Origin of the sequence: Vibrio sp. YYF0003, assembly GCF_036350715.1 — a bacterium.
GTDB lineage: Bacteria > Pseudomonadota > Gammaproteobacteria > Enterobacterales > Vibrionaceae > Vibrio > Vibrio natriegens.
Genome location: NZ_JAZDWA010000008.1, coordinates 131,269 through 143,489 on the forward strand (window position 1 = coordinate 131,269; position 12,221 = coordinate 143,489).

General features: G+C 46.3%; 10 protein-coding genes. 1 reads left to right on the forward strand and 9 read right to left on the reverse strand.

All coding sequences use genetic code 11. The annotated features are described in order from the left end of the window. Nucleotides 1–46 precede the first annotated feature (46 nt). Both guaA and guaB read right to left on the reverse strand, forming a co-directional pair. Nucleotides 47–1,600 (reverse strand): glutamine-hydrolyzing GMP synthase, encoded by a 1,554-nt coding sequence (guaA, locus tag V1U08_RS19980; protein ID WP_014230949.1) that lies wholly within the window; start codon nucleotides 1,598–1,600, stop codon nucleotides 47–49. Between the two features lie 98 nt (nucleotides 1,601–1,698). Further along, a complete protein-coding gene (gene guaB, locus V1U08_RS19985; RefSeq protein ID WP_020333650.1) occupies nucleotides 1,699–3,165 on the reverse strand; it encodes an IMP dehydrogenase in 1,467 nt (488 codons plus the stop codon). 233 nt (nucleotides 3,166–3,398) lie between these two features. Here guaB and xseA point away from each other — a divergent pair, with 233 nt between their 5' ends. Then, nucleotides 3,399–4,730, forward strand: a complete 1,332-nt coding sequence (xseA, locus tag V1U08_RS19990; protein WP_024372697.1) for an exodeoxyribonuclease VII large subunit — start codon at nucleotides 3,399–3,401, stop codon at nucleotides 4,728–4,730. Nucleotides 4,731–4,742: 12 nt separating this feature from the next. On the opposite strand, the gene V1U08_RS19995 is transcribed toward xseA, so the two are convergent. From V1U08_RS19995 to ispG, 7 genes are all read right to left on the reverse strand, one after another. Then, a complete protein-coding gene (locus V1U08_RS19995; RefSeq protein ID WP_330471311.1) occupies nucleotides 4,743–4,967 on the reverse strand; it encodes a zinc ribbon domain-containing protein in 225 nt (74 codons plus the stop codon). A 294-nt stretch (nucleotides 4,968–5,261) separates the two neighbouring features. Beyond that, nucleotides 5,262–6,143 (reverse strand): alanyl-tRNA editing protein, encoded by an 882-nt coding sequence (locus V1U08_RS20000; RefSeq protein WP_330471312.1) that lies wholly within the window; start codon nucleotides 6,141–6,143, stop codon nucleotides 5,262–5,264. Nucleotides 6,144–6,209: 66 nt separating this feature from the next. Continuing rightward, nucleotides 6,210–7,706, reverse strand: a complete 1,497-nt coding sequence (gene der / locus V1U08_RS20005; RefSeq protein WP_014230944.1) for a ribosome biogenesis GTPase Der — start codon at nucleotides 7,704–7,706, stop codon at nucleotides 6,210–6,212. A gap of 184 nt (nucleotides 7,707–7,890) precedes the next feature. Then, a complete protein-coding gene (gene bamB / locus V1U08_RS20010) occupies nucleotides 7,891–9,051 on the reverse strand; it encodes an outer membrane protein assembly factor BamB (protein ID WP_330471313.1) in 1,161 nt (386 codons plus the stop codon). A gap of 12 nt (nucleotides 9,052–9,063) precedes the next feature. Further along, nucleotides 9,064–9,678 carry a YfgM family protein gene (locus V1U08_RS20015; RefSeq protein ID WP_330471314.1) on the reverse strand — a complete coding sequence of 205 codons (615 nt, stop codon included), beginning with the start codon at nucleotides 9,676–9,678 and terminating at the stop codon, nucleotides 9,064–9,066. 124 nt (nucleotides 9,679–9,802) lie between these two features. Then, on the reverse strand, nucleotides 9,803–11,071 hold the full coding sequence (hisS, locus tag V1U08_RS20020; RefSeq protein WP_014230941.1) for a histidine--tRNA ligase: 1,269 nt from the start codon (nucleotides 11,069–11,071) through the stop codon (nucleotides 9,803–9,805). A gap of 26 nt (nucleotides 11,072–11,097) precedes the next feature. Further along, entirely contained in the window at nucleotides 11,098–12,216 is a 1,119-nt protein-coding gene (gene ispG, locus V1U08_RS20025; RefSeq protein WP_014230940.1) for a flavodoxin-dependent (E)-4-hydroxy-3-methylbut-2-enyl-diphosphate synthase, read from the reverse strand. Nucleotides 12,217–12,221: the final 5 nt, after the last annotated feature.

A 12,221-nucleotide genomic window follows, 5' to 3' on the forward strand; every position in this document is an offset into this window, starting at 1 on the left:
AAAAACCAGCCCGAAGGCTGGTTCTATCAAACAAAATCTTTGGGAATTATTCCCACTCGATTGTCGCTGGTGGCTTACCAGAAATGTCGTAAACAACACGTGAAATGCCATCAACTTCGTTAATAATGCGGTTAGAAACCTTACCTAGGAAGTCGTATGGTAGGTGCGCCCAATGCGCTGTCATAAAGTCGATGGTTTCTACTGCACGTAGAGATACAACCCAATCGTACTTACGGCCATCGCCCATTACGCCAACTGAACGTACAGGTAGGAATACCGTGAACGCTTGAGATACTTTGTTGTATAGGTCTGCTGCGTGAAGCTCTTCAATAAAGATAGCGTCAGCGCGACGTAGCAAATCACAGTACTCTTTCTTGATCTCGCCAAGAACACGAACACCTAGACCAGGACCCGGGAATGGGTGGCGGTAAAGCATGTTGTAAGGAAGACCTAACTCAAGGCCAATCTTACGAACTTCATCTTTAAATAGCTCACGTAGAGGCTCAACAAGACCCATTTCCATATCTTCAGGTAGGCCGCCCACGTTGTGGTGTGATTTAATCACGTGCGCTTTACCAGTTTTAGAAGCTGCTGATTCGATTACGTCTGGGTAGATAGTACCCTGAGCTAGCCATTTTGCATTAGCCAGTTTCTTAGACTCTTCATCGAATACGTCTACGAATACGTGACCGATTGTCTTACGCTTATCTTCTGGGTCAGACTTGCCTTTTAGCGCGTCAAGGAAACGATCTTCTGCGTCAACTTTGATGATGTTTAAACCGAACTTGTCGCCAAACATATCCATTACTTGCTGGCCTTCGTTTAGACGAAGTAGACCGTTGTCAACGAATACACACGTTAGCTTGTCGCCAATAGCGCGGTGAACCAACATAGCAACAACCGATGAATCCACACCACCAGACAGACCTAGGATAACTTCGTCGTCACCTACTTGCTCTTTAATGCGAGCGACTGCGTCTTCGATGATAGATTCAGAGGTCCATAGACGCTCACAACCACATACGCCAAGAACAAAGTTCTCTAGAATTTGTAGGCCTTGTTTTGTGTGCGTTACTTCTGGGTGGAACTGAACGCCGTAGTATTTCTTCTCTTCATTCGCCATCGCAGCGTAAGGACATGTATCTGTCTCACCTACTTTTACGAAGTCTGCTGGGATTTCTACTACTTTGTCACCGTGGCTCATCCATACGTCTTGAGTTGCTTCAAGATCTTTGAATAGTGCAGATTCGCCAGAAACTTTAACTTGTGCGTAGCCAAACTCACGCTCGTTTGAGCCTGCGACTTTACCACCTAGCTGCTCTGCCATGGTCTGCATGCCGTAACATACACCAAGAACAGGAACACCTGAGTCAAATACATATTGAGGAGCGCGTGGAGAGTTTTCTTCCGTTACGCTTTCAGGGCCGCCAGATAGGATGATGCCATCTGGGTTGAATTCACGAATATCCGCTTCTTCTACGTCCCAGCTCCATAGTTCACAGTAAACGCCGATTTCACGTACGCGACGAGCAACTAATTGAGTGTACTGAGAACCGAAGTCCAAGATCAGAATACGTTGGTCATGGATATTTTTAGTCATTTTGAGCAGTCTTTTTAGGCTAAGTGATTAAAACCGAGGCGAGTGTACTCGCCTCTTCTTAATGCTTCAAGGAAAAAGCAAACGTTTACTCTAGGCAATTAGTTACCTAGGCGGTAGTTTGGCGCTTCCTTAGTAATCTGAACGTCATGTACATGAGACTCTTGCATACCTGCACCAGAGATACGTACAAATTCAGCTTTAGTACGCATATCTTCGATAGTTGCAGACCCCGTTAGACCCATGCTTGAACGTAGACCACCCATTTGCTGGTGTACGATCTCTTTCAGACGACCTTTGTATGCGATACGACCTTCGATACCTTCAGGTACAAGCTTGTCTGCAGCGTTGTCAGACTGGAAGTAACGGTCAGAAGAACCTTGAGACATTGCACCCAAAGAACCCATGCCGCGGTAAGCTTTGTAAGAACGGCCGTTGTAAAGAATAACTTCGCCCGGTGCTTCTTCTGTACCTGCAAACATAGAACCAACCATCACACATGATGCGCCAGCTACGATTGCTTTACAGATGTCACCTGAGAAACGGATACCGCCATCTGCGATAACAGGAACACCGTATTCATTCGCTACTTCAGCCGCATCTGCGATTGCTGTAATTTGAGGAACACCAACACCAGTTACGATACGAGTCGTACAGATAGAACCAGGGCCGATACCAACTTTTACTGCGCTTACGCCAGCTTCGATAAGTGCTTTCGCGCCAGCACCTGTTGCAACGTTACCGCCGATGATATCTAGATCTGGGTAAGCAGCACGAGTATCACGAATACGTTGTAGAACGCCTTCAGAGTGACCGTGAGAAGAGTCGATTAGCAGTACGTCAACGCCAGCTTCAACTAGTGCAGCAACACGTTCTTCGTTACCTGCACCAGCACCAACTGCTGCACCAACGCGTAGACGACCACGTCCATCTTTACATGCATTTGGTTTACGTTCTGCTTTGTGGAAGTCTTTCGCTGTGATCATACCAGTCAGTTTGAAATCATCATTTACAACCAGTACTTTCTCTACACGTGCTTCGTGCATTTTTTCCTGCACTTCTTCACGAGTCGCACCTTCTTCTACAGCCGCCAATTTTTCTTTTGGCGTCATAACAGAAGATACTTTCTTAGAAAGGTCAGTAACAAAGCGAACGTCACGGCCAGTGATGATACCAACAAGTTCATTGTGCTCAGTGACAACAGGGAAGCCAGCAAAACCGTGTTTTTCAGTCAGTGCGACTACGTCAGCGATGGTTGCATCAGGGTTTACTGTCACAGGGTCTGTAACAACACCTGATTCGAATTTTTTAACTTTACGAACTTCAGCTGCCTGCTGCTCAATAGACATGTTTTTGTGGATAAAGCCAATGCCACCTTCCTGCGCAAGTGCAATAGCGAGACGAGCTTCCGTCACGGTATCCATAGACGCAGAAATCATTGGAATATTCAGAGCAATATTTTTCGTTAGCTGAGTGCGAAGATCAGCTGTGTTTGGGAGAACGGTGGAGTGTGCTGGCACTAGCAGTACGTCGTCGAATGTCAGCGCTTCTTTGGCAATTCTTAGCATTTGCAATATCTCACAATTAGAGGAGTAAAAAAAACAATCCAAAGTCTCATCGTTTCGCATAATGAGGGTAACCGTTTTGGTCAACGAGTTACATTTGGATTAGATATTGCGGAGGGATTATACGTTCAAGACAATCGATTGACTACAAGTTTTTTAATTTTTTTCTTGCAATTACCCCCTTGCTATGTATTATATTGCCGCTAATTTCCATACTCACGTCTACGAGATTAGCTGTGCTCTCCCAGACCAATCAAAACATTTTCACCGTTTCTCGTCTTAATGCAGAAGTCCGCCTCCTGTTGGAAAATGAAATGGGGATCGTCTGGCTTGTCGGAGAGATTTCAAACTTCTCAGCCCCTGTCTCTGGTCATTGGTACCTCACGCTAAAAGACTCTCGCGCGCAAGTTAAATGTGCCATGTTTCGTGGCAACAATCGTCGTGTGACTTTCAAGCCAGCAAACGGTAACCAAGTATTAGTAAAAGCACGCCTGTCTCTGTATGAGCCTCGTGGCGACTACCAACTTATCATCGAAAGTATGCAGCCAGAAGGCGATGGCCGTCTGCAGCAAGAGTTTGAAGAACTCAAGATGAAACTGGCAGCAGAAGGTTTGTTTGCCCAAACGAACAAACAGATTTTGCCAGAGCACCCAAAACGCGTGGGCGTAATCACCTCTAAAACCGGTGCGGCACTTTACGATATCCTCGATGTATTAAAACGCCGTGACCCTTCTCTTCCCGTTGTAATTTATCCGACCATGGTTCAGGGAGAAGATGCCGCTATTCAAATCGCACAAGCAATCGGTCGTGCAAACAGCCGTAATGAATGTGACGTGCTTATTGTTGGCCGTGGTGGTGGTTCATTAGAAGATTTATGGTGCTTTAACAACGAGATCCTTGCGCGTACGATCTCGGCCAGCCAAATCCCAATCATTAGTGCCGTGGGCCACGAAGTCGATGTAACGATTGCTGACTTTGTTGCCGACGTACGAGCACCGACGCCTTCGGCAGCTGCGGAGCTGGTGAGCCGCGATAATAGTCATAAAGATCAAGCCCTCGTTACTCGTCAACATAAATTGGCGAGCGCAATGCGTTACTATTTGGCGGAACAAAAACAGCAAGCAGCGCAACTTCTCCACCGTTTAGAGCGTCAACATCCCAGCTATCAGTTGCAGCGTCAATCGCAGCAATTAGATGAACTAGATGTACGACTGCGCAGAGCAATGCAACGCTTCATCGATACTCGTCAGCAAGCGATTGAGCGTAAACACCACCGTCTGCAATTGAATTCTCCTGTCAGGCACTTAGCTCAGCAAAAATCGAGACTAGACCGTGTCGAGCAAAAGCTGTTGGATGCCATGGATCGCAAATTACTGACTGTGCGTCATCAACTGGCAATGGCTGCAGAAAAGCTGGAGGCAGTGAGCCCTCTTGCAACTCTCAAACGTGGCTACTCCATCACGCAAACAGAGCAAGGCAAGGTGATTACCCAGGCTGAAGATGTGAAAACGGGCGACCGTCTGGTCACCCGTTTAGCAAATGGCGAGATTCGCTCGACCGTCAACTAACCCAGTTTAGCGTTAGTCAATCTTTTGAAACTCAAATCGAACTCGAGATTTTGATTTGAGTTCATTACAAGTATTACAGAAGTAGTTCGCCGCCCCACAAGCCTGAAGCTTTTCCAGTTCAGCGTCACAACCGGGACAAAACCCTACCTTTTTGAAATCGGACTCACACTGGTTACAGTGATACTGACCCGTCCACTCTAATTCAACGTCACAAGTCGGACAAATATTCTGCTGCATACGCCTTTACCTTACTCATTTCTTAATCTCATTATTCAAAATTTGCCACACTAAACAATGATCGCCGTCACTGCTTTTGAGATCTCGGATTGATGCGTCATTCGTTCAGGCATATAAAGATCTTATTCTGATCGTCGGATATTACCCACTTGATCAGCGATCACCCCCTAAAAGAATATTTATATAACCACACACCGAAAGCATAAGTTACATATTCTGCATTTCAATTTAAATCAGATAAAAACCCCAAACATAAAGTAAAAATACAAAGTAGGCAGAATTTAATAAAAAGATCTAATTGTCTGAAAACGCTTTTACTTCGGTGTGCATTTCAATAGTTTGTGGGTCACATTCTATTAAGGTTACTTGTATTGAGGCAAACTCATTTAAGTGTCCGGCATGCGTTCCACCACAAGGGATCACAGCGATTTCCCCTTCTCCCAGATCGCACTTCCAATAGCGAGAATCGGTAAGATTATCACCATGACACTCTATAATAATCGTCTCATTGTTCTGAAGCCATTCTGACAACTGAGCATTGACCTTATGTTCTATTTCACTGAGGTCCGACAGCATATCTGCGCTGTTTAGCCCTCTTTTTCGGAGTGTTTTACCTAAACGATACGTATCCACGCACTTGTCCGGCGTAACGAAGCTTGTCTCCTGAGCATAGCTGTTAAAATCATAATAACCATGAGGGTCTTTACGGTCGGCGTCTTTACGCCAATAACCATCGGCCAGTACTTTATTTAATGCTAAGTAAGCCAGATGTCCGGCACTGTGACCACGACTCAGAGAAAGCTGATAGGATTTATCCACTTGCAAAGCAACCATCATATCTGGCTCAAGTGAGTCGACTCTTGGTAGCACATGCACGACAACAAACGTCCAGCCTGCTGTATCTCGTTTTACAGGAATTGCAGTTCCAACATACAGTGTGTTGGAGGCTTGCTCTACCGCACCAACCTGACAGTCGAGAACCGTGAATAACGTTCCGTCTATCTCAATCGAGCCTTTATCAGCAGGGTGATCGGGCCAAATGTGGCTTACGGGATGAAAAGGAGTGGTTTCAGTCACCAGATAGCTTACATCATCGTTATGCTCGATGAGTTGAATTGGGGATTCTAGCTGCCATGTCTGATGACAGAAGCGAATTTTAGTCGCAGTAATCGTCATAGTTGTTGTTCTGTGTTTTGAAGATAAAAAAATACCCAAGCAAAACTTGGGTATTTTTGAACTCGATTATTTATTACGGTTTTTAACCGCAGACATCATACGCTTGCGCTTACGTTCCTGAGAAAGCGTAAGTTTGTTGGTACGGTTCTCAAATGGGTTCTCACTGTTCTGGAAGTTAATACGGATTGGTGTACCCATGATTTCCAGAGACTTGCGGAAATAGTTCATCAGATAGCGCTTGTACGAATCTGGTAACTCACGAACCATATTACCGTGAATGACCACGATTGGTGGATTATAGCCACCAGCGTGTGCGTATTTCAGTTTAATGCGGCGACCACGAATCATAGGTGGTTGGTGATCATCAACGGCCATTTTCATGATACGAGTCAGCACTGAAGTACCGACACGTGTCGTTGCTGATTTATAGGCTTCCTGAATTGACTCAAACAAGTGACCAACACCAGTACCGTGCAACGCTGAGATGAAGTGAATACGAGCGAAGTCTACAAAGCCCAGACGACGGTCTAGCTCTTTCTTCACGTTCTCTTTCACGTCGTTATCCAGGCCATCCCACTTGTTTACAGCAAGTACGATAGAACGACCAGCGTTCAGAGCAAAACCAAGCAGACTCAAGTCTTGATCCGAAATGTTCTCACGCGCGTCGATAACGAGCAGAACCACGTTGGCATCTTCTACAGCCTTCAACGTTTTAACTACTGAGAATTTCTCAACCGTTTCGTTGATACGACCACGACGACGTACGCCCGCTGTATCAATAAGTACGTATTCACGACCATCACGTTCCATTGGAATGTAGATAGAGTCACGTGTAGTGCCTGGCATGTCGTAAACAACAACACGCTCTTCACCCAAAATACGGTTGGTCAACGTTGATTTACCAACGTTTGGACGGCCAATGATTGCAAGCTTGATTGGCTGATCTTGCAAACGTTGAAACTCTTGTTCCGCTTCTTCTTCGCTGTACTCTTCTTCGAGGATTTCCGCATCTTCAAATTCAGTCAGATCTTCAATCTCGCCTTCTTCTGACTCGCTGCCCAGCAAGTCATCAAAGAACGGTGCAAGAGCACGCTCAAGAAGAGCAGTCACACCACGGCCATGAGCGGCAGCGATCTGGTACATGTCGTCGACACCCAACTGCCAGAAATCGGCACAAGCAGCATCGGCATCAATACCGTCAATTTTGTTTACTACCAGCATGGCTGGCTTTTCAATTTTACGCAGGTGCGCCGCAATCGCTTCATCAGAAGGCGTAAGACCAGCACGACCGTCAACTAGGAATAGCACAACGTCAGCTTCATCAATGGCCGCTAAAGACTGCTCCGCCATCTTTGTTTCAACGCCTTCTTCCGTACCGTCAATACCACCGGTATCGATGACGATGAATTCGTGCTCTTCACCAAGTTTAGCTTGGCCATATTTACGGTCTCGCGTCAGGCCAGGAAAGTCCGCAACCAAAGCGTCACGAGTGCGTGTCAATCGGTTAAATAGTGTAGATTTACCTACATTCGGACGCCCGACTAGGGCCACAACAGGTACCATAACAACCTCTACAATAATCTTTCTTCTGTAGTTATAGGTAACGACTTGCCCAATGCCAAATCAAACCAGGTTTTACCTATAACCACGTCAGGAATAACTTTTAATAAATAAACAATAATTTCAAACAACAAAACGGCTCCTAACTGTCACCAGCCAGGAGCCGAATGTGAATTATATCACGATATTATTCGTTAATGGTTAGTTTCTTTACATCGCCGTTGCGAGTAGTAAGGACATAACCATCAGACAGCAACGTTGGACCAACAGCAAAACCACTGTCATCAATATATTGCTGTGCTACGAATTCACCAGTTGAGCGATCCATCCAGTGCAGGTAACCCAATGTGTCACCAACAACCAGATAGTTACCTATCACAACCGGCGCCGTCAGTTGACGGTGCTCTAGCAAGCTGTTTTCCCACAACTCAGTGCCACTTCGCGCATCAACGGCGACAACATGATCTTTTTCAGTAATGACAAACAGACGGCTACCATCCGTTGCCATGTCATTCGCCGATGAGTAATTACGCTTCCAAATCGGGTTTGCAGAGCGCAAGTCAACCGCAACTAGCTGACCATTAAAACCGATGGTGAAAAGAGTGCCGCCAAGTACGATTGGTGAAGCGTCAACGTCAACCAGACGGTCGATTTCCGTTGCACCTTTTGGCGTACCGATTGGTTGTTGCCAAATAAGCTGACCACGTTCCACAATCGCTGCTGCCAATCGGCCATTTGCCGTGCCCCAGAAAACACCACCACCAATCGCCACAGGTGTACTGTCACCACGTAGAGTCAGGTTAGGTACTTCAGTGCTCAATGCCCAGCGTTGCTCACCAGTGCTTTCGTTAAGAGCAACAAGTGTGCCTCGGCTGGTATTAATGATGATCAAACCAGAGTCAGCAACCGGTTTTGCGAGTACTTCTCCGCCGACCTTAACACGCCAGTTCACTTCACCAGTCTCTTGGGAAAGTGCAATAACATCACCGTTGTCAGAACCTATGTATAGGCTTCCGTAAGCGGCTGTGATACCTCCAGATAGACGAGCTACAACGCTCTCTTCTAGATCAACTTCCCAAAGCGGCTTGCCGTTTTCTGGATCCAGCGCTTTGACAATACCGTCACGACTTGCAACAAATAAAGTACCGTTGGCATAAACTGGAGACAGTTTAGAGAAGTAATGACCAACGCCATCACCCACCGACGTGCTCCATTCTGTATGAGTCGTAAACTCACTATCGACTTGAGGTAGCGGCGCCATAACAATGGTATCTTCTTCACTCGCACAACCTGCGAGGATGCCCATCGTTAACGCCCCTAACAAGGCTTTTTTAAAGACTCTTTTCATCCAATGCGGTCCTTATTTCGCCAGATCGTCCAATTTCATTTGCAGTGTCGGGCTTGCATCTGTCGCTTGCTGCGCTTCAGTATAAGCGGCATAAGCGGCATCTTCGTCACCTTGACGAAGCGCGATATCACCTCGAAGCTCCGAAATACGACCATTCCATGCGGCATCGGTTACTTTGCTTAGTTCAGACGTTGCTGCATCAAAGTTACCCAGTTCCGCTTCAATACGAGCAATGCGGTAACTGATAAGTGGTGACAATGCTGCATCTTTAGTGCTGCTTTGTGCCCACTTTAGTTGCTCAAGCGCAGCAGAAAGATCCTGTGCTTCAACTTGTGATTTCGCGAGTTGCAGAGCGGCCAATACTGAATATTCTTTTACTTCGCTTGAATCGATGAATGCCTGAACTTCAGCCTGTGCATCAACACCTTTTTCTTGCAATGCACTAATCGCTGTTGTATAGCTCTGTGAAGCTGCTTCACTCGCCTGAATCACTGAATCCTGGTAGTAACGCCAACCAAATAGACCACCTAAACCAACAACAGCACCGATGATGACGGCTTTACCGTTCTCTTTCCACCAGTCTTTAATGGCTTCAACTTGTTGTTCTTCAGTATCGTAAAGTTCCACTTCCTGTCCTCTTAAAACATGTAAATGGCAGCAAAGCTGCCATTGTTCCCATCTCGTTTAAAGGCTCCACATGTGGGAGCCTCAAATAACGAACCAGGATAAAATTACTAGCTTACTAAAAGACTTAAATCAGTGCTGCGATCTTTTCAGCAACTTCTGCTTGGTTGTAAGTGTGTTGCTCACCACCAGCCAAGTCTTTCAATACTACGGTGTTATCCGCAACTTCGTTCTCACCCAGAACCAATGCTACTACAGCACCAACTTTATCTGCGCGTTTAAACTGTTTCTTGAAGTTACCGCCACCAAAGTGATTCATCACACGTACGCCAGGTACTTCTTCACGAAGCTGCTCGGCAAGTTTCATCCCTGCCATCATGGTACCTTCGCCCGCGGTCACAACGTATACGTCAACGCTACGACGTACTTCCGTTAACTCTAGTGTTTCCAGCATAAGCACTAGGCGCTCAAGGCCCATAGCAAAACCAACTGCTGGCGTTGCTTTACCACCTAGCTGTTCAACCAGACCGTCATAACGACCACCACCACATACTGTACCTTGTGCACCTAAGCTTTCAGTGATCCACTCGAAAACAGTACGGTTGTAGTAGTCCAGACCACGAACAAGACGTTCGTTAACAGTGTATTCGATGCCTGCAGCATCAAGAAGTTCACACAGACCTGCAAAATGTTGCTTAGATTCTTCGTCTAAGTGCTCAGAAAGACGAGGAGCGTCACCTAAAATCGCCTGAACATCAGGGTTTTTAGAATCAAGAACACGCAGAGGGTTAGTGTGCATACGACGTTTGCAATCGTCATCCAGTACATCGATATGTTGTTCCAGAAACGCCACTAAAGCTTCATTGTAGTTTGCACGAGCTTCAGGCGAACCAATAGAGTTCAGCTCAAGACGAACGTGCTTGTCGATGCTAAGTTCACGCCACAGACGAGCGGTCATCATAATAAGTTCAGCATCTACATCAGGACCATTCAGGCCAAATACTTCCACGCCACACTGGTGGAACTGACGGTAACGGCCTTTCTGAGGACGCTCGTGACGGAACATCGGGCCCATGTACCAAACGCGTTGTTCTTGGTTGTACAGTAGACCGTTTTCGATCCCAGCACGTACACAACCTGCAGTACCTTCCGGACGAAGCGTCAGGCTATCGCCATTGCGATCTTCGAACGTGTACATCTCTTTCGAAACCACGTCAGTCTCTTCGCCAACAGCGCGGCTGAATAGATGGGTCATCTCAACGATTGGCATGCGCATTTCGTTGTAACCGTACGCGCTAATTACATTTTTCACTGTGTTTTCTAGCTTTTGCCACAGCGGTGATTGAGTTGGGAGGCAGTCGTTCATGCCTCGAATTGCTTGAATTGTTTTTGCCACAATACTTACCGTAATTCTCGTTGAGATTAATCTTGTACTTTTACTTCGATGCGACTTTCGCTGTCCATCATAGACGCTTTCGCACGGATTTTAGCTTCTAGCTGATCCACAAGGTCGTTGTTATCAAAGCGCTCTTTCTGACGTTTACCATCTTCATAAAAAGCACTCTTCTTGTTACTGCCCGCCAAGCCTAAATGAGAAACTTCCGCTTCACCAGGGCCATTGACGACACAACCGATAATCGAAACATCCATTGGGGTGATGATATCTTCTAAACGCTCTTCAAGTGCGTTCACAGTCCCGATAACATCAAATTCCTGACGAGAACAACTCGGACACGCAATGAAGTTGATTCCACGTGAGCGAATGCGTAGGGACTTAAGAATATCGAAACCTACTTTGATTTCTTCGACGGGATCTGCAGCAAGAGAGATACGCAAAGTATCGCCAATACCTTCAGCCAGCAGCATGCCCAAGCCTACAGAAGACTTCACGGCACCTGCACGTGCACCACCGGCTTCGGTAATGCCTAAGTGCAGTGGTTGGTCAATTTTCTTCGCTAACAGACGGTATGAGTCTACCGCAAGGAAAACATCGGATGCTTTCACGCTCACTTTGAATTGATCAAAGTTAAGACGATCTAGGTGATCCACATGACGCATTGCCGACTCAACCAACGCTTCTGGGGTTGGTTCACCGTACTTCATCTGCAGATCTTTTTCTAAAGAACCACCGTTGACACCAATACGGATTGGAATGTTTTTGTCACGGGCACAATCAACTACAGAACGAATACGCTCTTCATTGCCGATGTTACCTGGGTTGATACGCAGACAGTCAACACCGTACTCTGCTACTTTAAGCGCAATACGATAATCGAAATGAATATCAGCAACCAACGGAACAGACACTTGCTGTTTGATCAGTTTGAAGGCTTCAGCTGCATCCATTGTAGGTACAGAAACACGGACGATGTCTGCGCCCACTTTTTCTAGTGCTCGGATTTGTGCGACTGTCGCTTCCACGTCAGTCGTGCGAGTGTTGGTCATTGACTGTACAGCAATTGGAGCACCATCACCAATTGGCACATCACCCACATAAATACGCGTCGATTTACGACGAATAATAGGAGATTCGTGTTGCATAATTT

What these genes read in the sequence shown, in the direction of transcription:
- guaB (WP_020333650.1), bottom strand. Translation starts at nt 3,165, where the DNA reads ATGCTAAGAATTGCCAAAGAAGCGCTGACATTCGACGACGTACTGCTA.
- V1U08_RS19995 (WP_330471311.1), bottom strand. Translation starts at nt 4,967, where the DNA reads ATGCAGCAGAATATTTGTCCGACTTGTGACGTTGAATTAGAGTGGACG.
- bamB (WP_330471313.1), bottom strand. Translation starts at nt 9,051, where the DNA reads ATGAAAAGAGTCTTTAAAAAAGCCTTGTTAGGGGCGTTAACGATGGGC.
- der (WP_014230944.1), bottom strand. Translation starts at nt 7,706, where the DNA reads ATGGTACCTGTTGTGGCCCTAGTCGGGCGTCCGAATGTAGGTAAATCT.
- V1U08_RS20000 (WP_330471312.1), bottom strand. Translation starts at nt 6,143, where the DNA reads ATGACGATTACTGCGACTAAAATTCGCTTCTGTCATCAGACATGGCAG.
- ispG (WP_014230940.1), bottom strand. Translation starts at nt 12,216, where the DNA reads ATGCAACACGAATCTCCTATTATTCGTCGTAAATCGACGCGTATTTAT.
- guaA (WP_014230949.1), bottom strand. Translation starts at nt 1,600, where the DNA reads ATGACTAAAAATATCCATGACCAACGTATTCTGATCTTGGACTTCGGT.